Below are 23,247 nucleotides of genomic sequence, written 5' to 3'. Positions count from 1 at the left end.
ACAAATGAAGACAAAGGGGCCGGCGGATTCCCGCGGCGCCTCATGGACAATCCGGGCTCATGTCCGCCCCGCCGCTCGAAACCCCCACCGCCCCCAAACCGCCCTGGCGCGACACGCTGAAGGTCTACCTCGAGCCGGCCACGCTGCGCATGCTGGCGCTGGGCTTCTCGGCCGGGCTGCCGCTGCTGCTGGTGCTGGGCACGCTGAGCTTTCGCCTTCGCGAGGCCGGCATCGACCGCACCACCATCGGCTACCTGAGCTGGGTCGGCCTGGCCTATGGCTTCAAGTGGGTCTGGGCGCCGCTGGTCGACCGGATGCCGCTGCCGCCGCTCACCACGCTGCTCGGCCGCCGCCGCGGCTGGCTGCTGCTGGCGCAGGGCGTGGTGATCTGGGGACTGATCGGCATGGCCATGAACGACCCGCGCAACGGGCTCGCGCCGCTGGTCGGGTTTGCGCTGCTCGTGGCCTTCGGCTCGGCCACGCAGGACATCGCGCTGGACGCCTTCCGCATCGAATCGGCCGAGACGCGCAAGCAGGCCGCGCTCGCCGCCGCCTACCAGACGGGCTACCGGCTCGCGATGATCTGGGCCGGCGCCGGCGTGCTGTGGGTCGCGGCCTGGGCCGAGGTGGCGCCCGCCGTCGCCGCGACCGGTGCGGCGGCCTACCAGAACGGCGCGTGGAAAACCGCGTACCTCGTGATGGCCGCCTCGATGGGCGTCGGCGTGCTCACGGTGCTGCTCTCGCCCGAGCCGGTGCGGCTGGTGCTGCCGAAGGCGAAGAACGCGGCCGAGTGGCTGCAGAACGTGCTGGTCGATCCCTTTGCCGACTTCATCCGCCGCTACCGGTGGCAGGCCGCGCTGATCCTCGCGCTGATTGCCATCTACCGCATCAGCGACGTGGTGATGGGCATCATGGCCAACCCGTTCTACGTGGACATGGGCTTCACCAAGGACGAAGTGGCCACGGTCAGCAAGATCTACGGCGTGGTCATGACGCTGGCCGGCGCCTTCGTGGGCGGCGTGCTGTCCATGCGACTGGGCGTGATGCGCGTACTGATGCTGGGCGCGGTGCTCAGCGCCGCGAGCAACCTGCTGTTCGCCTGGCTGGCCTCGCGCGGGCACGACCTCACGGCGCTCATCGCGGTGGTCTCGGCCGACAACCTGGCCGGCGGCATCGCCTCGGCGGCCTTCATCGCCTACCTGTCGAGCCTGACCAACATCAGCTACTCGGCCACGCAGTACGCCCTGTTCAGCTCATTGATGCTGCTGCTGCCCAAGTTCATTGCCGGCTACTCGGGCGCCTTCGTCGATGCCTACGGCTACGCCCGGTTCTTCACCGCCACCGCGCTGCTGGGCGTGCCCGTGCTGCTGCTGGTGGCGCTGGCCTCGCGGCTGACGACGACCACAAGCGCCAACGACCGTCAATAGGGCCCTGGCCTAGGCTGCACGCGTGGGAAACAGCCGACGCCCAGCCGCGTGCACTGCTGGTAGGCTGCGTGACATTCATTGCGTGAAAATTACGCTTCTGTCCAACGACGCCCTTTCGCCTGCCGCGCGCCCCAAGATTCATCGTGCTCTCCCGTATTTCCCCTCTACAGATCAGCGCCTACACGGCCACCTCGGCCGTCGGCGTCGGCAAGGCCCCGCTCGCCGAGGCGCTCGAAAACTCCCGCAGCGGCCTGCGTGCCAATGATTTCGGCGATGCGCCGCTGCCCACGTGGATCGGCCGTGTCGAGGGGCTCGAAGACATCCGGCTCCCCGAAGCCCTGGCCTCCTGGGACTGCCGCAACAACCGGCTGGCCTGGCTGGGGCTGCAGGCGGACGGCTTTGCCGAAGCCGTGGCTGCAGCGCGTGAGAAGTACGGCGCTTCGCGCGTCGCGCTGATCCTGGGCACTTCCACCTCCAGCATCGGCGAGACCGAGCTGGCCTACACCCGGCTCGACGAGAACGGCATGTTCCAGCCGGACCAGCGCCGCGCCGAAGTGCACACGCCCCATTCGCTGGCGATGTTCGTGCAGCAGGCGCTGGGCCTCGAAGGCCCGAGCGAGACGATCTCGACCGCCTGCTCGTCGAGCGCCAAGGTGTTCGCCTCGGCCGAGCGGCTGATCCGCCTGGGCCTGGCCGACGCGGCCGTGGTGGGCGGGGCGGACACGCTCTGCGGCAGCGTGCTGTTCGGCTTCAACTCGCTCGAACTGGTGTCCAACGAGCCTTGCCGTCCGTTCGACGCCGGCCGCAACGGCATCAGCCTGGGCGAGGCGGCGGGCTTCGCGCTGGTCGAGCGCGTGCAGACGGGCGCTTCGGCGTCGCCGCTGCACCTCCTGGGTTACGGCGAGGCGAGCGATGCGCACCACATGTCGACCCCGCATCCCGAGGGCCTGGGCGCCGAGCGCGCGCTCGACGAGGCACTGGCCCGCGCCGGCCTGGCCCCCGAAGCCATCGACTACATCAACATGCACGGCACCGCGAGCCAGAAGAACGACGAGGTCGAAGGCGCACTGGTGGCGCGCCGCTTCCCGGCCACGACGCATGCGAGCTCGACCAAGGGCTTCATGGGCCACACGCTGGGCGCGGCGGGCATCGTCGAGGCGGTGATCAGCCTGCTGGCGATCGAGCGCGGGCTCAAGCCCGGCACGGTCAACACGCGCGAGATCGACAGCGGCTTCGGCCCGCAGATCAAGCTGGCGCCCGCCCATGGCGAGGTGCGCTACGCGCTCTCCAACTCCTTCGGCTTCGGCGGCAACAACTGCTCCCTCGTGTTCGGCAAGGCCCAAGCATGAGCACGACCGCCACGCCCCCCACCCTCTACATCGAAGGCCCGGCCTTCTGGACGCCGACCCTCCCCGGCTGGGACGCCGCGCGCGCGGCGTTCCGCGGCGAAGGCACGCTGACCGATCCGCCGGCCAAGCGCCCGGCGCCGCAGGTGCTGGCCCCGGCCGAGCGCCGCCGCGCGCCCGACACCGTGGCGCTGGCGCTCGAAGTGGCCGCCGCCGCCATGGCGGCCTCGGGACGCAACGCAGCCGACGTGCCCTGCGTGTTCATCTCGGCGCACGGCGACCTCTCGATCAACGACTACATGTGCAGCACGCTCGCCACCGACCCCACGGTGCTGTCGCCCACGCGCTTTCACAACTCGGTGCACAACGCCGCGGTGGGCTACTGGACCATCGGCACCGGCTGCATGGCGGCCAGCAATTCGGTCTCGGCCTTCGAATACAGCTTCGCGACCGGCCTGCTCGAAGCGGCCGTGCAATGCGCGGCCGACCACAGCCCGGTGCTGGTGGTGGGCTACGACACGCCCACGGTCGGCCCGCTGACCTCGGTGACCGACAGCCGCGGCCTGCTGGCGGTGGCGATGGTGATCGCGCCCGAACGCAGCGAACGCACCGTCGCCGCACTGGACTGGTCACTGGCTGGCAACAGCCTTGAAGCGGCTTCCACCTACACGCCGGCGCACTCGGAGGCGGCAAAGTCGCTCTCGGGCATCAACCCGATGGCGCAGGCGCTGAGCCTGTTCGAGTCGCTCGCGCACCTGTCCGACGGCGCGGGCCCGCCGGTCGCGTTGCGGCTCTCGCCTACCCTGTCTCTGCGGCTGCAGCTGCGGCCCCCGTCCAAGGACTGACACACACCATGACCGACACTGCGCTGGATTCTTTTGACGCAGTGATCATGGGAGGCGGTCTCGCCGGCCTCACGCTGGCGATCCAACTGAAGCAGCGCTTCGGCGACCTGAAGGTGCTGGTGCTGGAGCGCCGCACGCATCCGGTGCCGCACGCCGCCCACAAGGTGGGCGAATCGTCGGTCGAGATCGGGGCGCACTACTTCGACACGGTGCTGGGCCTGAAGGCCCACATGGACGAGGCGCAGCTGCGCAAGTTCGGCTTTCGTTTCTTCTTCAGCGAAGGCCGCAGCGACATCGACAACGTCACCGAGATCGGCGCGAGCCGCTACCTGGCGGTGCCCAGCTACCAGATCGACCGCGGCATCTTCGAGAACTTCCTGGCCGAGGAGGCCGCCCGCTGCGGCGTGCGCTTCGTCGACAGCGCGCTGGTGCGGCGCATCGACCTCGCCGACAACTCCGAAAACCCCGGGGCGCCCCACCGCATCGAATGGACCCGCGGTGAAGAGCGCCATGCCACCGAGGCGCGCTGGCTCATCGACGCCTGCGGCCGCGCCGGCATGCTCAAGCGCAAGCTCGGCTTGGCCGAGTCCAATCCGCACGACGTCAACGCGGTGTGGTTCCGCATCGGCGAGCGCATCGCGGTGGACGACTGGAGCGACAACGCCGAATGGCGCGAGCGCTGCGACCCGCAGGCGCGCTGGCTCTCGACCAACCACTTCGTGGGCGCCGGCTACTGGGCCTGGCTGATCCCGCTGGCCTCGGGCTCGCATTCGGTGGGCATCGTGGCCGACCCGAAGCTGCACCCGCTGGACACCATCGACACCTTCGAGAAGGCCATGGCGTGGTTCGCCACCTACCAGCCGCGCCTGTACGAGGCGCTGGACCACAAGCGCCATCTGCTGCAGGACTTCGCGTTCCTCAAGCATTTCTCGCACGGCTGCAAGCAGGTGTTCTCGGGCAACCGCTGGGCGATGACGGGCGAGGCCGGACTCTTTCTGGACCCCTTCTATTCGCCCGGCAGCGACTTCATCGCGATTGGCAACACCTACATCACCGACCTCATCGCGCAGGACCGCGCCGGCCGCCCGCTGGAAGCGCGGGCCCAGGTCTACGACCAGCTCTACCACTCGTTCTACGAGAGCACGCTCGCCCTCTACCAGGACCAGTACCCGCTCTTCGGCGACCCCGAGGTGCTGCCGGTGAAGGTGATCTGGGACTACGCCTACTACTGGGGCGTGCTCGCGCAGATCTTCTTCCAGCGGCGGCTGACCGACCTGCCCGCGCTCGGCGGCCTGAAGGACGAGCTGCAGCACTGCCAGCGGCTGAACTTCGCGGTGCAGCGGCTGATGCGCGACTGGTCGGCATCGAGCAACAAGAGCAACCCGGCCGTGATGCTCGACCAGGCCGCGATGCCGTGGTTCGCCGAACTCAACCGCAGCCTGAAGGACACGCTGGACGATGCCGGCTTCAAGGCGCGCATCCAGGATTCCACGGCCATGCTGCGACAGCTGGCCGGCGAGATCCTTGCGCGGGCGCGAGCGGCAGATCCGGACGTGGACGCCGGCGCCCTGCAAGCCCTTCTCGACGAGAAACCGGAGGCACCACCCGCTGCCACGAGTCCGGCCGCTATGCTTTTCGCAGCACCTCCGGTTGACATGCACGCCTGAGGTTTACCCAACTTTACGGAGCGTTCAAGCCCGCTTGCTCCCTTTGGACGACCATGAAGCGCATGAGCACCCCCCAACTCCTGATGATCGAAGACGACGCCCGCCTGGCGCAGATGGTGGGCGAATACCTGACGCAGTCGGGTTTCGCCTTCAACCACGCCGGTGACGGCGCCAGCGGCCTCGAGCAGCTGCAGCAGCACGCCCCCGACCTCGTGATCCTCGACCTGATGCTGCCCGACACCGACGGGCTCGAAGTCTGCCGCCGCATCCGCGCCCTGCCAGGCCCGATCTCCAAGGTGTCGGTGCTGATGCTCACCGCCAAGGGCGACCCGATGGACCGCATCATCGGCCTGGAGATCGGCGCCGACGACTACCTGCCCAAGCCCTTCGAGCCGCGTGAGCTGCTGGCGCGCATCCGCGCGGTGCTGCGCCGGCGCAGCGAAAACGCCACCGAGAGCGAAGCCTCCACCGTGATGCGCTTCGGCACGCTGGAGATCGACCGCAACGCGCGCACCGTGTCGGTGGCTGGCGCGATGGCCGATCTCACCTCCTACCAGTTCGACCTGCTGGTGGCGATGGCCGAGCGCGCGGGCCGCGTGCTCACGCGCGACCAGATCATGGAAGCCGTGCGCGGCCGCGAGCTCGAAGCCTTCGACCGTTCGATCGACGTGCACATGGGCCGCATCCGCGCCGCCATAGAAGTCGATGCCAAGAACCCCAAGCGCATCCTGACCGTGCGCGGCGTGGGCTACGTGTTCGCCAAGCAGCAAGACTGAAAAATGTCAGCCCCCCGGCTTTTCACTCGCTGCGCTCCGTGTAATTCGCCACCCCCCGGGGGGGGAGGCGCGGCTCGCCTTGGGGCGGCCCGGCGGCGGCCGCCTCTTCTCGTGATGCTGCGCAATCTGTACTCCCGCCACCTCTACGTCCGCATCTGGCTCGCGGTGGTGGGCGGCGTGGTCATCCTCACGCTGATGGCCAACTGGATCGTGCGCGAGGCCGCCGAGGCCGAGCGCGAGCGCCTGGCGCCGGTGCCGCGCAACGTGGTGGTGCTCGATGCGCAGGACCGGACCATCGGCTCCGGCACCGCGCTGCGCGTGCCGGGCCAGGGGCTGGAATTCGACGTGACGCTGAGCGACGGCAAGGCCATCACGCTGCGCGTGGCGCCTCGGGAGCGCCCCACCGGCAGCGGCGGTTTCGCACCATGGCGCACGCCGTTCGGGCTGGGCTGGATGATTGCCCTGGTGGGCGTGGCAGTGGCATTGGGCGTCTACCCCATCGTGCGGCGCATCACGCAGCGGCTGGAATCGCTGCAGCGCGGCGTGCAACGCTGGGGCGAGGGCGATCTCTCGGTGCGCGTGACCGAAGAAGGGCAGGACGAAGTGACAGACCTCTCCAAAAGATTCAACGCATCGGCCGAACGCATCGAGCAGCTCGTGCGCTCGCACAAGTCGCTGCTGGCCAACGCATCGCATGAGCTGCGCTCGCCGCTCACGCGCATCCGCATGAGCCTCGAACTGATGGGCGACCAGCCGAGCCCCAAGTCGCGCGAGGAGATCTCGCGCAACATCGGCGAACTCGACCAGCTGATCGACGAGATCCTGCTCGCGAGCCGGCTGGACGCCAGCGAGGCCGACATGGGCACCATCGAAGCGGTCGACCTGACCGGCCTGGCCGCCGAGGAATGCGCGCAGGTGAATGCCGAGCTCGACCTGGCCGAGGGCACCGACAACGCAACGCTCACGGTGCCCGGCGTGTCGCGCCTCCTGCGCCGCGCGATCCGCAACCTGCTGGAGAACGCGCGCCGCTACGGCGCCGGCAGCATCAGCGTGGAACTGGGCAGCACGAACGGCTTTGCCACGGTGCGCGTCAACGACCGCGGCCCCGGCGTGCCGCCAGCCTTGCGCGAACGCATCTTCGAGCCCTTCTACCGGCTGCCCGGCGCGAGCGAGCGCAACGGCGGCGTGGGCCTGGGGCTGGCGCTGGTGAAGTCGATTGCCGAGCGGCACGGCGGCACGGTGCGCTGCGAAGACGCGCCCGAGGGCGGCGCGAGCTTCGTGATCCGCCTGCCGGTGGTCGCGCCCGCCCACTGATACGCCCGAATCCCTTTCCAAGGGACACCACGCGGTCAGGTTGGGGCCATGAGCCCCACCTAAAATCCCGCCCCTATGCAGAGATCGCACATCGTTCGGCCCGCGGCCATGTTCTGGGGGCTGGTGGTGTTCATGCCGGTCGGCGTCACCTACCTGTCGGCCATCCTCCTGTTGGTGACGATGCTCATCGCCGGCGGCTACAGCGAACGCTTCGCGCGCCTGCGCGCCAACCCGCTGTGGTGGCCGGTGGTGGCCTACCTGGCCTGGACCCTCCTCGTGCTGGCCTTCGGGCCGCACTACCCCGAAACCCCGTCCAACCTGTTCCACGGCCTGCGCATCGGCCTCACGATCCTGATGGCGATGGCGCTCACGCGCGAGGAAGCGATCTGGGCGCTGCGCGGCTTCCTGCTGATCGCGGCGCTGAACATCCTGCTGATCGTGCTCTATTACGCCATCGGCTTTCCGGTCTGGTCGCCGCTGCGCGCGGTGGTCATGGAGGTGGGCAACAAATCGATCAGCAACGCGCTGCTGTTCAGCGTGGTGGCCGCCACGGCCGCCGTGTGGGGCATTGCGCAGATCGCCGCGCACAAGCCGTTGCGCGCCGTTCCGGCCTTCGTGCTGATGCTCGGGCTGGGCCTGGTGGTGGCGCTGCCGCTGACCTCGCGCACCTCGGTGCTCGCGCTGCTGCTGGTGATTCCGGTGGTGTGCATCCACCAGTGGCGCAACCATCTGAAGATGCTGGTGAGCGCGCTGGTGCTGGGGGCTGTCGTGCTGGGAGCCGCGCTCTACCAGTTGCCGCAGTTGCAGCACAAGGTCGAGACCGGCCTGCAGGAAATCGAGGAAGCGCAGACCGGCGCTGTCTTCCATGGAAGCTGGGTCATTCGCTACTACATGTACCGCGACACGGGCCGCATGATCGCCGACCGGCCACTCACCGGCTGGGGCATCGGCGGCTGGACCAGCCAATGGCACAAGCGCGGCCCGGCCCTGTTCGCCGACTCGAACATGCCGCACAACGACTTCCTCTGGGTCGGCGCGCAGGGCGGCCTGCCCGCGCTGCTGAGCCTGCTGGTCATCATGGTCGCGGCTGTGTGGCAAGCATGGAAACGCCCCGACATCGCGGGTCGTTATGCCTTGGCCGCAACGCTGATCGCGCTGATCGCATCGAGCGTGAACTCGGCCATGCGCGATGCGCAGATCGGCCTCGCGCTGCTGTGGATCGCGATGGTGTACCTGCGGCTCGCGCAAGAAAAGAACGACCCCGCGCCGTGGCGCGACCTGTGGCCTTGGCCCAAGACGCCGGCTCTCGCCGCGCAAGCCTGAAAGACATCGCATGCGCTTTCCTCGCCTATGGCTCTGGCAGGGCCTGATCGCCGCGTCACTTGCCTGGACCCTCGGCGGCGCACAGGCTGCCTCGCTGAACGTGCAGACGCTCACGCGGCAGGCTGGCAAAACCGCCGACCAGAAGTTTCCCTTCGTCCAGTCGGAGGACACCCGAGTCGCAACGCGCATCAACCAGTGGCTCTTCCTGGAGACCTTCGAGATCCCGGCGCCAGTGCGTGCAGCCGACGGTCTGCGCGGGATGGGCGGGCAGCAATGGCAAAACATGCCGGAGCTCGGCTACACGGTGCTGCGCAACGACGCGCGCTTGCTGTCGCTGCGTATCGAGGGCGAGGGTTGCGGCGCCTACTGCGAGCCCTTCACATACGCCCATGCCTTCGATGCGGCAACCGGCCGCCACCTCGAGGTGCAGGACCTGTTCACGCCGCAGGGACTGCAAGCCATCGCCGGCAAGGTCGACGCGAACAATGCCGCGACCCTTCGAAAGGAAATTGCGTCGCTGCAAAAAGCGAAGAAGGCACCGCAATCCAGGGATGGCAGATCGGCCGATGACTACGACGCCTCAATCGACCTGTATGAGGACTGCCTGTCCCGCAGGGACGCCGAGTACCGGAAGATCGAGGGCGTGGGCCGGATGGAGATCGAAACCGGCGCCGTGCTGTTCGCACAGGGCCGCTGCAGCAATCACGCCATGCGCGCACTCGATGACATCGGCAGTTTCAGCACGCGCTTGCCAGCTTCGCAGCTCAAGCCCTGGCTGACAGGCTACGGCCGCGCGCTGCTGCTCGGCGAGGGCGACGCCCCGGCGCCCTCCTCGCCTTTCGGCCAGGTGCTGCGCGGCAGCATCGACGGGCGGCTGCCGATCACGCTGCGGTTGCCGCTGACCGGCGGCGGCGATGGGCAGGTGAACGCGGTGTACTTCTACGACCGCTATCGCAAGCCCATCTCCGTGTCTGGTCAATACCGGAACGGCGTGCTGGACCTGGAGGAATCCGAATCCAAGGCGCGACTGCGGCTCAAATCAGAAGGCACCACGCTGCGCGGCGAATGGCGCAGCGACCAGAAGACACTCCCTGTGGTCCTTGCGCCCTGAATCAGTTGTTCTTGTTGTTGCGCCGGGCTTCGGCTGCCACCTGCTGCTTGCCGGCGAAGCCGACAAAGAACCAGATCACCAGCGCGTGCAGCACGCCGACGAACAGCAGCACCAGCATCGTGGGGCCGAGCGCAAGGACCGGCGCGCCGGAAAAAAGGCCAGCCGCCGCCGTCACTGCCGCCTGCATGACCATGTCGATGACCAGCATGCCCACGATGGCGCGTTTCTTTTCGTCGGGCGTGAAGTAGCGGCCGTTCTTTTTGGCGAAGTCCATGCACACCCACGTCACCGCGGCGAGCAAGGAGGCCACGTTGCCGCTGGTGTGGGAACTGGCACCCGCCAGATTCAGCACCACGGCGACGACGACCAGCAGGACCAGGTAGGCCGCTGCAAAGCGGCACAGCAGGCCCCGCAGCGTCACGTCAGTGGCGGGCCGAGACGGTTTCGCCGGCCTTCAGCCGGTACACCGTGCCGCAGTACGGGCACTTGGCCTCGCCGGTGCGCGCCACGTCCAGGTAGACCTTGGGGTGGCTGTTCCAGAGCTTCATGTCGGCCTTGGGGCTGGGGCAGAACACGCCGCCCTGATGGTTGAGCTCCTTGGCCAGGAGTTCGACGACTGCATTGGTAGACATGTGTTTTCTCAGACTTTCGTGAGCCAGTGGGCGTACTTGGGATTCTTGCCGTTCACGATGTCGAAGAAGGCAGACTGGATCTTCTCGGTGATCGGGCCGCGCGAGCCGCCGTCGCCACGGTTGCCGATCTCGATGCGGTCGAGTTCGCGGATGGGCGTCACTTCGGCGGCGGTGCCGGTGAAGAAGGCTTCGTCGGAGATGTAGACCTCGTCGCGCGTGATGCGCTTTTGCACCAGCTCCAGGCCCAGGTCCTTGCAGATGTGCAGGATCGTGTTGCGCGTGATGCCGTTGAGCGCACCAGCCGAGAGGTCGGGCGTGTAGACCACGCCGCCCTTGACCACGAAGATGTTCTCGCCCGCGCCTTCCGACACGAAACCGCTCGCATCGAGCAGCAGCGCTTCGTCGTAGCCGTCGTCCAGCGCTTCCATGTTCGCGAGGATCGAGTTCGTGTAGTTGCTCACCGACTTGGCCTGCGTCATCGTGATGTTGACGTGGTGGCGGGTGTAGCTGGAGGTCTTCACGCGGATGCCGCGGCGCATGCCTTCTTCGCCGAGGTAGGCGCCCCAGGACCAGGCCGCGACCATGGCGTGGATCTTGTTGCCCTTGGGGCTCACGCCGAGCTTCTCGGAGCCGATCCAGATCAGCGGACGCAGGTAGCAGCTCTCGAGCTTGTTCTCGCGGACCACCTGCTTTTGCGCTTCGTTGAGCTCTTCGTGCGAGAAGGGAATCTTCATGCGCAGGATCTTGGCGCTGTTGAACAGGCGCTCGGTGTGCTCGGCAAGGCGGAAGATGGACGTGCCGCCGTCCGCCGTCTTGTAGGCGCGCACGCCCTCGAAGGCGCCGCAGCCGTAGTGCAGCGTGTGGCTCAGCACGTGGATCTTGGCGTCGCGCCAGTCCACGAGTTCGCCGTCCATCCAGATCTTGCCGTCACGGTCGTCCAGCGAGGGGGGGATCGAGCTCATTTCCTGATTCCTTTGGGAACGGTGTGGGGGTGCGACAGGGGCCGTCGCAAAAGCTTTCGATTTTACGGCGGCGCCCGGAACGGGGTGCCCGACAATGGCCGGTTGTGCAAACCAGTGGAAAAAGGGTTTCCGTGTCCGTATTCAAGAACGTCATCGTCTATCGCATCGAACCTGCCTGGTCCCAATCACTGGCCGAGGCGGAAGAGGGCTTGGGCAAGCACCGCTTCGAGCCCTGCGGCCCCTCGCAGGAAAAGTCCGCCGGCTGGGCCGAGCCCCGCGGCGAAGCCGGCGGCCCGTTGGTCGAATCCATCGACGGCCAGTGGCTCGTCGAATACATGATCGAGAGCAAGCAGGTCCCCGGCTCCGTGGTGCGCCGCAAGCTCAACGAGCGTTGCGCGCAGATCGAGGCCACCACCGGCCGCAAGCCCGGCAAGAAGGAAAAGAAGGAGCTCAAGGAAGACATCACCCTGGAGCTGCTGCCGATGGCCTTCACCCGCAGCGCGCGCGTCGCGGTGTGGATCGACAAGGCCGAGAACCGCCTCGTGATCAACAGCGGCAACGCCTCGCGCGCCGACGAAGTGGTCACCAGCCTCGTGAAGTCGCTCGACGGCTTTGCGGTGGCGCTGATCAACACGCAGATCGAGCCCGCCGCCGCCATGGCCAACTGGCTCCTGACGCAGGAGCCGCCGGCCGGCTTCACCATCGACCGCGAGTGCGAGCTCAAGGCCTCGGACGACTCGAAGGCCGTGGTGCGCTACGCCAAGCACCCGCTGGACATCGAGGAGGTGCAGAAGCACATCACCGACGGCAAACGCCCCACGCGCCTGGCGCTCACCTGGGACGACCGCGTGTCGTTCGAACTCACGCACGGCATGCTGATCCGCAAGATCGTGTTCCTCGAAGGCACGGGCGACGGTGCCGCGGGCGGCAAGAAGGAAGACAACTACGACGCCGACGTTGCGATCGCGACCGGCGAGCTCGGCCAGCTGGTGCCGGCGCTGCTCGATGCGCTGGGCGGCGAGGCGGCGTTCGGCGCGGCACCGGCGGACGAAGCGCCGAAGCCCGCCGCGAAAGCGGCAGCACCCGCCACCGCGACCCCGGCCGATGCCGCCGAGGAAGAGGAAGACGCGCCGTTCTGAAGGCGGCGCTCAGGCGACCAGGTAGGTCTGTGCGAGGCGCACCCAGCACGCGCCCTTCGGCGCCTCGGTGACCACGTGCTCCGCGCCGACGAGTTCGGCGCAGACCTGTGCCATCACCGCAAGCAGGATGGCAGTGTGACCGTCGTGGCCGCAGGCGTGCATGCTGCCGTGGTGCCTGCTTGCATACGGCAGGCCCGTGGCCTCGACGATGGGCAGCGCGTCCATGTCGGCGCGGATGCCCAACCGGCGCGTGCCGTTGCCGACCTTCATCTGCGCCACGATGCCGGACTTGCCGATGCCCGTGTGTCGGCCTGCGGCAGCAATCGGGACAGAACGCTGCGGCCTAGCCGGCCGGCGTTTCTTCTTCGGGGGGAACCTCGGGCCGGGTCATTTCCCAGCTCTGCAGCTTGCCGGCGTTGAACACGACATCGACGTACGAGCCGCCCGTGTCGGTCCAGCGGTACAGCTCAGGCTGCGTGTCCGGGGGCGAACGCAGTTCGCCGAGCGCGCGGGTCATGGCAATGACGTGCATCAGCGTCACGCCCTGCTTGAGCTTGGCGTTGAGCATCACCGCGCTCGCGACATAGCCCACGGGCCGGTCGGCGGCCCGCTTGAGCACCTGCATCGCGCGGTTGAAGTGCAACAGCAGGAACATCACGATGACCCCGCCGGTCAATGCAACACCGGCCCAGCCGTAGCTGCGCCACGCCAGGGCGAGAAGGACGATGCCGCCCACGGGCACCAGCAATTTCTGGAAATTCATGGCGCGCATTGTCGCCGCCCTGTGGTTTGCGCCTTGCCGGGTCATTCGAAAGTTCGCATTCGGATCGCGGGCGCGATCTGCTGTATCGGCCGTGGCTACCGCCGGGCGCGAAAAACGGTACTCACCTCGAAATGCACATGCCACGGTGGCGCGAGGCGGCACATTTCACCGCACGGGCATCAACCCGGGCCACAGAAAAGCGTATGAATATTCCGCGTTCCGCCACCTTCGTTCGTCTCACTCTCGCCGCCACGCTCACGGCCGCCGCACTCAGCGGTTGCTACGTGGTGCCCATCGCACAATCCGCACCCGCGGCGCCGCCTTCGCAGGCCTATGCCGTTGCACCGGGACCGATCGCGCAGAGCTTCAGTGCCCGCCTGTATCCGTCGAACGCCGAAGCGGCGCGCTACGGAACCGTCGCAGGCACGGTGACCAACGACATGAACGGCCGCGGCCACTTCAACGCGCAGATTGGCGGTGAACAGTTTCAGGGAGAGGCGACCCGGGTTGCCGGCTCGCGAAGTGCCGGTGTGGCAAATGCCAGCGGCAATCGCGGCGGCAACCTGAGTTGCCAGTACACGATGAACTCGGCCACGTTGGGCAGCGGCCAATGCGTGCTCAACAGCGGGCCGGCGTTCACGATGCACATCGGGGGATAGGGAGGGTGGCCCGGCGCGTCACTGACGCGCCGGGCATTTTTTTCCCAAGAAAAATCAATCGAGGCGGCGGACCACGTCCATCGCCTCTTCGATGCGTTCGACGGGGTGGATGGTCAGGCCTTCGATCTCCTTCGAACCCTTGCGCGGTGCGTTCGCCTTGGGCACCACCGCGATGCTGAAGCCCAGCTTGGCGGCTTCGCGCAAACGCTCCTGCCCGCGCGGCGCGGGGCGCACCTCACCGGCGAGGCCCACTTCACCGAAGGCGATGAAACCCTTGGGCAGCGGCTTTCCACGCAGGCTCGAGGTGATGGCCAGCATCACGGCCAGGTCGGCCGCGGGTTCGCTGATGCGCACGCCGCCCACTGCGTTCACGAACACGTCCTGGTCCATGCAGGGCACGCCCGCGTGGCGGTGCAGCACTGCCAGCAGCATCGCGAGGCGGTCGCGATCCAGGCCAACCGACAGGCGCCGCGGGCTCGGCCCGCCGTTGTCGACCAGCGCCTGGATTTCCACCAGCATCGGCCGTGTGCCTTCGAGCGTGACCAGCACCACGCTGCCGGGCACCGGCTCGGCATGCTGGCTCAGGAAGATCGCGCTCGGATTCGCCACGCCCTTGAGGCCGCGCTCGGTCATCGCGAACACGCCGATCTCGTTGACCGCGCCGAAGCGGTTCTTGATGGCGCGCACGAGGCGGAAGCTCGAATGCGTGTCGCCCTCGAAGTACAGCACCGTGTCGACCATGTGCTCGAGCACGCGCGGTCCTGCGAGCGCGCCCTCTTTGGTGACGTGGCCCACGAGCACCACGGCCGTGCCGCTGGTCTTGGCAAAGCGCGTGAGATGCGCCGCGCATTCGCGCACCTGGGCCACCGAGCCGGGGGCCGAGGTGAGCTGGTCGGAATACACCGTCTGGATCGAGTCGATCACCGCGATCGCGGGCCGCGTGGCATCGAGCGTGGCGATGATTTTCTCAAGCTGGATCTCGGCGAGCACCTGCACCTGCGAGTGATCGAGCCCGAGCCGCCTGGAGCGCAGCGCCACCTGTGCGCCGCTTTCTTCGCCGGTCACGTAGAGCGCGTTCTGCCCAGCACGCTGGAGCGCATCGACCGCCTGCAGCAAGAGCGTCGACTTGCCGATGCCCGGATCGCCGCCGATGAGCGTCACGCCGCCCGAGACGATGCCGCCGCCCAGCACGCGGTCGAGTTCGTCGATGCCAGTGGGCGTGCGCGCGATGTCGGTCGCCTCGATCTCCGAGAGCGTGGCCAGTTCGGAGACGCCCGCCAGCGGCGAGAACTGCGTGCCGAAGCGGTTGTTGGCCGGTGCGTTGCTGCCGGCCGCCTGTTCGATCAGTGTGTTCCAGGCGCCGCAGCTCGGGCACTTGCCGAGCCACTTGGGGCTGGTGCCACCGCATTCACTGCAGACGAAAAGAGATTTGTCCTTGGCCATCGGTCGAGTTTAGGTGTCCGCACAAACCCTGATGGCTGGAGGCTTGGAAAGAAATCGCCATTCATTTAACATGTTAACTAATTTGATGATGAGGCCTCGCTCTTGAGCACTACGTTCACCCACCGCAATTTACCGCGCCTGCTGCTGCAGGCCCGCGAAGCCGTGATGGCCCACACGCGGCCCAGCCTGCGCGAACACGCGCTGTCCGACCAGCAATGGCGCGTGCTGCGCGTGCTCGGCGAGCACGGCGCTGTCGACACCGGCCGCGTGGCGCGCGAGGCCTTCATCCTCGGGCCCAGCCTCACCGGCGTGCTCGCGCGCATGGAGCGCGACAACCTCATCACCCGCGCACGCGACCCCGCCGACCAGCGCCGCACCGTGGTCGAGGCCACGCCGCACGGCATGAAGCTGGTCAAGCGCCTGGGCACCAGCATCGAGGCCCACTACGACTGGATGGAAAAGTCGCTCGGCAAGGCCAAGCTCACGCAGCTCTACGGACTGCTCGACGAACTGATCGCACTGGAGCAGCCCTCATGAGCACCGCGCACTTCCTTCCGACCGGCACCGTGTACGGCACGCTGCTGAACTTCCGCGCCGAGGTCGAGGCGCTCGCGCCGCAGATGACCGAGCCGCCTTACAAGGCGCCGCCGAAAGCGCCCGTTCTCTACGTGAAGACCGCCAATACCTGGAGTCCGCACGGCAGCGCCATCGCCGTGCCTTCGTCGGTGCCCGAAGTGGAGATCGGCGCGAGCATCGGCATGGTGATCGGCGCCGAGGGCGATGTCGAAGGCTTCGTGCTGATGAACGACCTGTCGATTCCGCATGCGAGCTTCTTCCGCCCGCCGGTCAAGTTCAAGTGCGTCGATGGCTTTCTGGGCATCGGTCCGGCGCTGCGCGATGCGCAGGAGGTGGCCGACCCGGCGAACTTCCGCGTCGAGGTGCGCATCAACGGCGGACTGAAGCAGTCGATCGACTTCTCGCAGCTGGTGCGGCCGGCGCAGCAGCTGCTGGCCGACGTCGGCGACTTCATGACGCTCGCGCACGGCGATGTGCTGATGCTGGGCTGCGATGCGGGCCGTCCGCTGGCACGCGCAGGCGACCGCATCGAGATCTCCTCGCAGGGCTTCGAGACATTGATCAACACGCTGGTGCAGGAGACCGCCGCATGAAGCACGCACGCGTCATTCACGAAGGCCGTGAATACACCGGCACGAGCCACGAATTCAACGGCCAGCCAGACGCCGCCGTGCGTCTCGAAGACGGCCGCGTCGTGCCGCAGGAGCAACTCATCTGGCTGCCCCCGCTGGCACCCACCGCGCGGCCGCGCACCATCCTTGCGCTCGGCCTCAACTACGCCGACCACGCGAAGGAACTCGAATTCAAGGCGCCTGAAGAACCATTGGTGTTCATCAAGGGCCAGAGCACGCTGATCGGCCATCGCCAGCAAACGCATCGCCCGGCCGGCGTGCAGTTCATGCACTACGAATGCGAGCTCGCCATCGTGGTCGGCAAGACCGCGAAGAACGTGAAGCGCGACGACGCCTATGACTTCATCGGCGGCTACACGGTCGCCAACGACTACGCGATCCGCGACTACCTGGAGAACTGGTACCGCCCCAACCTGCGCGTGAAGAACCGCGACACCTGCACGCCGCTGGGCCCGTGGTTCGTCGATGCGGCCGACGTTCCCGACCCCATGGCGCTCGCGCTGCGCACCACCGTCAACGGCACCGTCACGCAGCAGGGCAACACGCGCGACATGATCTTCGACGCGCCCTTCCTCATCGAGTACTTCAGCCGTTTCATGACGCTCTCGCCGGGCGATCTGATCCTCACGGGCACGCCCGACGGCGTGGTCGATTGCAAGCCGGGCGACGTGATCGTCACCGAGATCGAGCACATCGGCGCGCTGGTCAACACCATCGCCGCAGCCTGAATTCTTTCCCGTCACACACACAAAACCAGCGGAGACAAACGCAATGAACGCCAGAAAGAAAACACTCGCCGTCGCCCTCGTGGCACTCACCGCCTCAATGCTCGCGCTCGATGCGCCCGCACAGACGGCCGCCTACCCCACCAAACCCGTGCGCTGGGTGGTGGGCTACCCGGCCGGCGGTGGCACCGATTTCCTCGCGCGCACCGTCGGTGCGCAGGTGTCGCAGCAGATCGGCCAGCCGGTGCTCGTCGACAACAAGCCCGGGGCCGGCGCGATCATCGCGTCGGAGAACGTCGCGCGTTCGCCGGGCGACGGCTACACCGTGTTCTCGGCCGACAACGGCGTGCTGGTCTACAACCCCGCGCTCTACAAGAAGCTGCCCTACGACGCCGAGAAAGACTTCGCGCTCGTCGGCATGATGGGCCGCTCGCCGCTCGTCATCACCGCGGCACCCAACGCCGGCGTGGCCGATGCGAAGGCGCTCATCGCCGCGCTGAAGGCATCGCCCGGCAAGTTCAGCATCGCGACGCCCGGCACCGGCAGCCCGCATCACCTGGCAATGGAACTCTTCCAGCGCGAAGCCGGCGTGTCGATGCTGCATGTGCCCTACAAGGGCGGCGCACCGGCATTGCAGGACCTGATGGGCGGACAGGTGCCGCTGATGATGCTCGACCTGCCCAGTGGCGTGAGCGCGGTCAAGGCCGGAAAGGTGATCCCGCTGCTGGCGATGTCGGCCGAGCGCATTCCGCAACTGCCCAACGTGCCCACGGCCAAGGAACTGGGCTACGCCAACGTCGAGGCCTACACCTGGCAAGGCCTGGTGACGCCCGCGGCCACGCCGAAGGAAGTGCAGGCCAGGCTCGGCACCGAACTGCAGAAGGCCATGGGCGATGCGGGCGTGAAGCAGAAGCTCTACGACGCCGGCTGGGAGGCACGCCCCGCCGACGCCACCGAAATGACGCGCTACACCGACGCAGAACGCAAGAAATGGCATGCCTTGATCAAGGCGCGCGACATCAAACTCGATTGAACCGGACACCCTCCATGCAACAGATCAACCACCTCATCGGCGGCAAGTCCGTCACCGGCAAGGACTACTTCGAAACCGTCAACCCCGCCACGCAGGAGGTGCTGGCCGAGGTCGCCTCCGGCGGCGAAGCCGAGGTGAACGCGGCCGTCGCCGCCGCCAAGGAAGCCTTTCCGAAATGGGCCGGCATGCCCGCGCCGGAACGCGCCAAGCTCATCCGCAAGCTCGGCGACCTGATCGCCGCGCACGTTCCAGAGATCGCGCAGACCGAGACCAACGACTGCGGCCAGGTCATCGCGCAAACGGGCAAGCAACTGATTCCGCGCGCGGCCGACAACTTCTACTACTTCGCCGAGATGTGCACGCGGGTGGACGGCCACACCTACCCCACGCCCACGCACCTGAACTACACGCTGTTCCATCCGGTGGGCGTGTGCGCGCTCATCAGCCCGTGGAACGTGCCCTTCATGACGGCCACCTGGAAGGTCGCGCCCTGCCTCGCATTCGGCAACACCGCCGTGCTGAAGATGAGCGAGCTCTCGCCGCTCACGGCTGCGCGCCTGGGCGAACTCGTGCTTGAAGCCGGCATTCCGCCCGGCGTGCTGAACCTGGTGCATGGCTACGGCAAGGAAGCCGGCGAGCCATTGGTGGCACACCCCGACGTGCGCGCGATTTCATTCACCGGCTCCACCGCCACCGGCAACCGCATCGTGAAGAGCGCCGGCCTCAAGAAGTTCAGCATGGAGCTGGGGGGCAAGAGCCCCTTCGTGATCTTCGAAGACGCCGACCTCGACCGTGCGCTCGACGCGGCCGTGTTCATGATCTTCAGCAACAACGGCGAGCGCTGCACGGCGGGCTCGCGCATCCTGGTGCAGCAGTCGATCTACGCCGACTTCGCCGCGAAATTCGCCGAGCGGGCGAAGCGCATCACCGTGGGCGACCCGCTCGACGAGAAGACCATCGTCGGCCCGATGATTTCGCAGGCGCACCTGGCCAAGGTGCGCAGCTACATCGAGCTCGGGCCGAAGGAAGGCGCGACGCTGCTGTGCGGCGGGCTCGATGCGCCATCGAACCTGCCGGACCGCGTGAAGAAGGGCAACTACGTCATGCCGACCGTCTTCGCCGACGTCGACAACCGCATGAAGATCGCGCAGGAAGAAATCTTCGGCCCGGTCGCCTGCCTGATTCCGTTCAAGGACGAAGCTCACGCCATCGAACTCGCCAACGACATCCAGTACGGCCTCTCGAGCTACGTGTGGACCGAGAACATCGGCAAGGCCCACCGCGTGGCCGCCGCCGTGGAAGCCGGCATGTGCTTCGTCAACAGCCAGAACGTGCGGGACTTGCGCCAGCCCTTCGGCGGCACCAAGGCCTCGGGCACGGGCCGCGAAGGCGGCACCTGGAGTTATGAAGTGTTCTGCGAGCCGAAGAACATCGCGGTGTCGATGGGCTCGCACCACATTCCGCATTGGGGCGTGGCGTGAGCCCAAGCCGCCGCACGCTGCTGCAGGGCGTTGCCGCATTCGCGGCACTGCCATCGCTTGCACCGTTCGCACATGCACGCGGCGACTGGCCCAACAAACCGGTGCGCATCGTCGTGCCCTTCCCGCCCGGCGGCACCACCGACTTCGTCGCGCGGCTCGTGGCGGTCGAACTCGGCAAGACGCTGGAGCAGGCCGTGATCGTCGAGAACAAGCCCGGCGCGGGCACGGTGATCGGCGTCGATTCGGTCGCCAAGTCGGCGCCCGATGGCTACAGCTTCGTCTGTGTCGCCAACAGCTTCACCGCCAACCAGACGCTGGTGCGCAAGCTGCCTTACGAAACACAGAAAGACCTGCGCCCGGTCGCGCTCATGGGCATGTCGGAGCACGTGCTCGCCACGCATCCATCGAGCGGCCTGAAGACGCTGGCCGACCTGCGCAACCAGGCCAAGGCCAAACCCGGCACGCTGAGCTTCGCCTCCTTCGGCAACGGCACCTCGGCGCACCTGTCGGGCGAGATGCTCAAGCTGCAGATGGGCCTGGACATCGTGCACGTGCCCTACAAAGGCCAAGGGCCCGCGCTCACCGACCTGCTCGGCGGCCAGGTGACGATGATGTTCGGCAACTGGCCCGAGTTCCGCGGCCACATCCAGAGCGGCAAGCTGGTCGCGCTCGGCATCGCGACCGCGCAGCGCTCGCAGTACGCGCCGGCCATACCCACACTGGCAGAACAGGGCGTGGCCATCGAGTCCAATTCGTGGAACGGCCTGCTGGCACCCGCCGGCACGCCCGATGCCATCGTGCTGCGCGTGAACGACGAGGTGAACCGCGCGCTCGCGAGCCCCGCTGTGACCGAAAGCTTCCGCAAGGGCGGCATCGCGTCGCTGTCGGGCACGCCCGAGCGCTTCGCGGCCTTCATCCAGAGCGAGATCGCGAAGTACGGCGACGTGATCCGCAAAGCCAACATCCAGATCGAGGGCTGAACGATGAGCCTCTATGCGATGCAGAAATTCCTCTTCGCGCTCAACCGCGATGCGGGCGTGCAGCGGCGCTATGCCGAAGGCGGCGACGCGCGTTCGGCCCTTCTCTCGGCCTATGACTTCAACGACGAAGAGCGCGAAGCCATCGCCACCGGCGACATCGGCAAGCTCTATGTGCTGGGCTGCAACGGCCAGTTGCTGATGCACTTTGCGCCGCTGCTCGGCATCGCATGGGCCGACTATCTCGAAGCGATGCGCGAGGGCGTGCGCAAGTACGGCCCAGTCCGCGCAGGCATCTACGCAATGACAACCGGAACAAACGAAAAGGTGGCAGGCGTATGAGTCTCGTATTCGCAGGCGTATGCAGCCACGCCCCTGGCATCACCGGCCGAGCGCATCTCGCCGACCCGGCGGTGAAGGACGAGTTCCACGCGCAGTTCCACCGCTTCGGCGAGGCGATGCGCGCAACGAAGCCCGATGCGGTCATCGTCATCGCCGCCGAGCACTTCGCCAACTTCTTCATGAGCAACATGCCGGCCTATGCCATCGGCATGGCCGACAGCTACGAAGGCCCGATCGAGGACCCGAAGTGGCTCGGCATCGAGAAGCACACCATCCCGGGCGATGCCGCGCTCTCGCAGCGTCTGATTCGCGAAGTGATGCAGACGGTCGATGTGGCCTACGCGGAAGAATGGAAGTTCGACCACGGCATCATGGTGCCGCTGCACTTCCTCACGCCGAACTTCGACACCAAGGTGATCCCCGTGAACATCAACTGCCAGGGCCCGCCGCTCACGCCACTGCACCGCGCCTGGGCCTTCGGCGAAGCGCTTCGGCGTGCCTGCGACAAGGCGCCCGAGCGCATTGCACTGGTGGGCACGGGCGGCATCTCGCACTGGCCGGCCACGCCCGATTCGGGCAAGGTGAATGCCGAGTGGGACGCCGAGTTCATGCGCCGCTGGTGCGCCAACGACCGCGAGGCGCTGCTCTCGCTGGACGCCTACAGCGACGAGGCCACCTACCGCGAAGCCGGCCAGGGCGGCTTCGAAATCCGCACCTTCCTGAGCGTGGCCGCGGCCGCGCGCGGCAAGGGCGAGATCTTCCACATGAAGGCCATCCCGATTTTCGCGGTGACCTGCACGGCTGCCGTCATGTCGGTGGCCTGAACGAAAGAACACGCATGCCGCACCTGGTGATCCTGTACACCCCCAACATCGAAGCCGAGACCGACATGTCGGCCCTGTGCCGCACGCTGGCCGACACGATGCTGAAGCAACGCGACGAGGCGGACAAACCCGTGTTCCCCATCGGCGGCACGCGCGTGCTGGCCTACCCGGCCGCGCACTGCGCGGTGGCCGACGGCAAGGCCGACTACGCCTTCGTGTACCTCAACATCCGCATGGCCGCAGGGCGCTCCGAAGCGGTGAAGAAGAAGGCCGGCGACGAGCTGCTGGCCGACGTGCGCGCGCATTTCGCGCCGATCTTCGACCAGCGCCACATCGGCATCACGCTGCAGATCGACGAGAGCCCCGGGCAGGTGTACGACGGCAAGCACAGCAACCTGCATCCCCTGTTCAACAAGCCATAAGAAGAAACGAGCCGCCATGCTTTCCCCATCCGTCATTGCCCAACTGGCCGCGGAACTTCACGAGAGCGAGAAATCGCGCGTGCAGGTCGAGCACTTTTCCAAGCGCTTTCCGGAGATGACCGTCGAAGACGGCTACGCCATCTCGCGCGAGTGGGTGAAGAAGAAGATCGCCGAAGGCCGCACGGTGAAGGGCCACAAGATCGGCCTCACCTCGCGCGCGATGCAGCAGTCCAGCCAGATCGACGAGCCCGACTACGGCACGCTGCTGGACGACATGTTCTTCGAGCAGGGCGGCGACATTCCCTTCACGCGCTTCATCGCGCCGCGCATCGAGGTGGAGCTGGCCTTCATCCTCGGCAAGAAGCTTCAGGGCCCGAACGTGACTCTCTTCGACGTGCTCGCCGCCACCGACTACGTGGTGCCCGCCATCGAGATCATCGACGCGCGCATCGAGCAGTTCGACCGCCACACCAAGTCACCGCGCAAGGTGTTCGACACCATCTCCGACAACGCGGCCAATGCCGGCATCGTGATGGGCGGCCGGCCGGTGAAGCCCGATGCGGTCGATCTGCGCTGGGTGAGCGCCCTGCTCTACAAGAACGGCGTGATCGAGGAGACGGGCGTGGCCGCGGGCGTGCTCAACCACCCGGCCACCGGCGTGGCGTGGCTTGCAAACAAGCTCGCACCGTGGGACGAGCATCTTGCGGCCGGTGAAGTGGTGCTGGCCGGCTCGTTCACGCGCCCGACCACTGCGTTGCCCGGCGACACCTTCCACGCCGACTACGGCCCGCTCGGTGCCATCTCATTCCGCCTTGTCTGAAAGAAAGA

At 67.2% G+C, this 23,247-nt stretch carries 25 protein-coding genes and 1 pseudogene; 20 read left to right on the top strand and 6 right to left on the bottom strand.

The genetic code is table 11. From position 1 onward, the window contains the following. Positions 1 to 59 precede the first annotated feature (59 nt). The 8 genes from M2282_RS19385 (at position 60) to M2282_RS19350 (ending at position 9,809) form a co-directional block, all read left to right on the top strand. A complete protein-coding gene (locus M2282_RS19385) occupies positions 60 to 1,427 on the top strand; it encodes an AmpG family muropeptide MFS transporter (RefSeq protein ID WP_280810404.1) in 1,368 nt (455 codons plus the stop codon). A gap of 143 nt (positions 1,428 to 1,570) precedes the next feature. After that, complete coding sequence (locus tag M2282_RS19380) at positions 1,571 to 2,776, top strand: beta-ketoacyl-[acyl-carrier-protein] synthase family protein (RefSeq protein WP_280810403.1); 1,206 nt, start codon at positions 1,571 to 1,573, stop codon at positions 2,774 to 2,776. Next, positions 2,773 to 3,618, top strand: a complete 846-nt coding sequence (locus tag M2282_RS19375) for a beta-ketoacyl synthase chain length factor (protein WP_280810402.1) — start codon at positions 2,773 to 2,775, stop codon at positions 3,616 to 3,618. The genes M2282_RS19380 and M2282_RS19375 overlap by 4 nt, the downstream gene beginning before the upstream one ends. An 8-nt stretch (positions 3,619 to 3,626) precedes the next feature. After that, on the top strand, positions 3,627 to 5,285 hold the full coding sequence (locus M2282_RS19370; RefSeq protein WP_280810401.1) for an NAD(P)/FAD-dependent oxidoreductase: 1,659 nt from the start codon (positions 3,627 to 3,629) through the stop codon (positions 5,283 to 5,285). Between the two features lie 53 nt (positions 5,286 to 5,338). Further along, positions 5,339 to 6,061 carry a response regulator transcription factor gene (locus M2282_RS19365; protein WP_280810400.1) on the top strand — a complete coding sequence of 241 codons (723 nt, stop codon included), beginning with the start codon at positions 5,339 to 5,341 and terminating at the stop codon, positions 6,059 to 6,061. Positions 6,062 to 6,175: 114 nt separating this feature from the next. Beyond that, on the top strand, positions 6,176 to 7,375 hold the full coding sequence (locus M2282_RS19360; RefSeq protein ID WP_280810399.1) for an ATP-binding protein: 1,200 nt from the start codon (positions 6,176 to 6,178) through the stop codon (positions 7,373 to 7,375). Positions 7,376 to 7,450: 75 nt separating this feature from the next. Continuing rightward, complete coding sequence (locus M2282_RS19355; RefSeq protein WP_280810398.1) at positions 7,451 to 8,698, top strand: O-antigen ligase family protein; 1,248 nt, start codon at positions 7,451 to 7,453, stop codon at positions 8,696 to 8,698. Positions 8,699 to 8,708: 10 nt separating this feature from the next. Further along, positions 8,709 to 9,809 carry a hypothetical protein gene (locus M2282_RS19350; protein ID WP_280810397.1) on the top strand — a complete coding sequence of 367 codons (1,101 nt, stop codon included), beginning with the start codon at positions 8,709 to 8,711 and terminating at the stop codon, positions 9,807 to 9,809. Between the two features lies 1 nt (position 9,810). Here the strand turns inward: M2282_RS19350 and M2282_RS19345 are convergent, their stop codons facing one another. Genes M2282_RS19345 through M2282_RS19335 form a run of 3 tightly spaced genes read right to left on the bottom strand, consistent with a single transcriptional unit; the run spans position 9,811 to position 11,403 of the window. After that, entirely contained in the window at positions 9,811 to 10,230 is a 420-nt protein-coding gene (locus M2282_RS19345; protein WP_280810396.1) for an ABZJ_00895 family protein, read from the bottom strand. A 1-nt stretch (position 10,231) separates the two neighbouring features. Then, on the bottom strand, positions 10,232 to 10,441 hold the full coding sequence (locus M2282_RS19340) for a zinc-finger domain-containing protein (protein WP_081270012.1): 210 nt from the start codon (positions 10,439 to 10,441) through the stop codon (positions 10,232 to 10,234). An 8-nt stretch (positions 10,442 to 10,449) separates the two neighbouring features. Then, positions 10,450 to 11,403, bottom strand: a complete 954-nt coding sequence (locus M2282_RS19335; protein WP_280810395.1) for a branched-chain amino acid transaminase — start codon at positions 11,401 to 11,403, stop codon at positions 10,450 to 10,452. Positions 11,404 to 11,534: 131 nt separating this feature from the next. Here M2282_RS19335 and M2282_RS19330 point away from each other — a divergent pair, with 131 nt between their 5' ends. Continuing rightward, the gene (locus M2282_RS19330) at positions 11,535 to 12,542 is read left to right on the top strand and encodes a recombination-associated protein RdgC (protein ID WP_280810394.1); all 1,008 of its coding nucleotides are present in this window, start codon (positions 11,535 to 11,537) and stop codon (positions 12,540 to 12,542) included. A gap of 93 nt (positions 12,543 to 12,635) precedes the next feature. Here the strand turns inward: M2282_RS19330 and M2282_RS19325 are convergent. Next, positions 12,636 to 12,848, bottom strand: a pseudogene (locus M2282_RS19325) (M20/M25/M40 family metallo-hydrolase); the annotation flags it as partial. A 37-nt stretch (positions 12,849 to 12,885) separates the two neighbouring features. Beyond that, a complete protein-coding gene (locus tag M2282_RS19320; RefSeq protein WP_280810393.1) occupies positions 12,886 to 13,314 on the bottom strand; it encodes a glycerate kinase in 429 nt (142 codons plus the stop codon). A 194-nt stretch (positions 13,315 to 13,508) separates the two neighbouring features. On the opposite strand from M2282_RS19320, the gene M2282_RS19315 reads away from it, so the two are divergent. Next, positions 13,509 to 13,964: a hypothetical protein gene (locus M2282_RS19315; protein ID WP_280810392.1), complete on the top strand. Its 456-nt coding sequence runs from the start codon at positions 13,509 to 13,511 to the stop codon at positions 13,962 to 13,964. Between the two features lie 54 nt (positions 13,965 to 14,018). Here the strand turns inward: M2282_RS19315 and radA are convergent, their stop codons facing one another. Next, on the bottom strand, positions 14,019 to 15,407 hold the full coding sequence (gene radA / locus M2282_RS19310) for a DNA repair protein RadA (RefSeq protein WP_280810391.1): 1,389 nt from the start codon (positions 15,405 to 15,407) through the stop codon (positions 14,019 to 14,021). A gap of 102 nt (positions 15,408 to 15,509) precedes the next feature. On the opposite strand from radA, the gene hpaR reads away from it, so the two are divergent. The 10 genes from hpaR to hpaH are packed head-to-tail and all read left to right on the top strand — an operon-like array spanning position 15,510 to position 23,239. After that, entirely contained in the window at positions 15,510 to 15,944 is a 435-nt protein-coding gene (hpaR, locus tag M2282_RS19305; protein ID WP_013538719.1) for a homoprotocatechuate degradation operon regulator HpaR, read from the top strand. Further along, complete coding sequence (locus M2282_RS19300; protein WP_280810390.1) at positions 15,941 to 16,576, top strand: fumarylacetoacetate hydrolase family protein; 636 nt, start codon at positions 15,941 to 15,943, stop codon at positions 16,574 to 16,576. Before hpaR ends, M2282_RS19300 begins: the two co-directional genes overlap by 4 nt. Further along, positions 16,573 to 17,343, top strand: a complete 771-nt coding sequence (locus M2282_RS19295; protein ID WP_280810389.1) for a fumarylacetoacetate hydrolase family protein — start codon at positions 16,573 to 16,575, stop codon at positions 17,341 to 17,343. The genes M2282_RS19300 and M2282_RS19295 overlap by 4 nt, the downstream gene beginning before the upstream one ends. Before the next feature lie 43 nt (positions 17,344 to 17,386). Further along, positions 17,387 to 18,373, top strand: a complete 987-nt coding sequence (locus M2282_RS19290) for a Bug family tripartite tricarboxylate transporter substrate binding protein (RefSeq protein WP_280810388.1) — start codon at positions 17,387 to 17,389, stop codon at positions 18,371 to 18,373. Positions 18,374 to 18,387: 14 nt separating this feature from the next. Next, positions 18,388 to 19,854, top strand: a complete 1,467-nt coding sequence (gene hpaE / locus M2282_RS19285) for a 5-carboxymethyl-2-hydroxymuconate semialdehyde dehydrogenase (protein WP_280810387.1) — start codon at positions 18,388 to 18,390, stop codon at positions 19,852 to 19,854. Next, a complete protein-coding gene (locus tag M2282_RS19280; protein WP_280810386.1) occupies positions 19,851 to 20,834 on the top strand; it encodes a tripartite tricarboxylate transporter substrate binding protein in 984 nt (327 codons plus the stop codon). The genes hpaE and M2282_RS19280 overlap by 4 nt, the downstream gene beginning before the upstream one ends. Before the next feature lie 3 nt (positions 20,835 to 20,837). After that, entirely contained in the window at positions 20,838 to 21,173 is a 336-nt protein-coding gene (locus M2282_RS19275; protein ID WP_280810385.1) for an aromatic ring-opening dioxygenase subunit LigA, read from the top strand. Further along, positions 21,170 to 21,997 carry an extradiol ring-cleavage dioxygenase gene (locus M2282_RS19270; protein ID WP_280810384.1) on the top strand — a complete coding sequence of 276 codons (828 nt, stop codon included), beginning with the start codon at positions 21,170 to 21,172 and terminating at the stop codon, positions 21,995 to 21,997. Before M2282_RS19275 ends, M2282_RS19270 begins: the two co-directional genes overlap by 4 nt. 14 nt (positions 21,998 to 22,011) lie before the next feature. Beyond that, entirely contained in the window at positions 22,012 to 22,419 is a 408-nt protein-coding gene (locus M2282_RS19265; protein ID WP_280810383.1) for a 5-carboxymethyl-2-hydroxymuconate Delta-isomerase, read from the top strand. A gap of 16 nt (positions 22,420 to 22,435) precedes the next feature. Further along, complete coding sequence (gene hpaH, locus M2282_RS19260; protein WP_280810382.1) at positions 22,436 to 23,239, top strand: 2-oxo-hept-4-ene-1,7-dioate hydratase; 804 nt, start codon at positions 22,436 to 22,438, stop codon at positions 23,237 to 23,239. Positions 23,240 to 23,247 lie beyond the last annotated feature (8 nt).

This window comes from Variovorax boronicumulans (assembly GCF_029892485.1).
In the GTDB taxonomy this organism is placed as follows: Bacteria; Pseudomonadota; Gammaproteobacteria; order Burkholderiales; family Burkholderiaceae_C; genus Variovorax; species Variovorax boronicumulans_B.
This window is presented reverse-complemented; position numbering and strand designations above follow the sequence as displayed.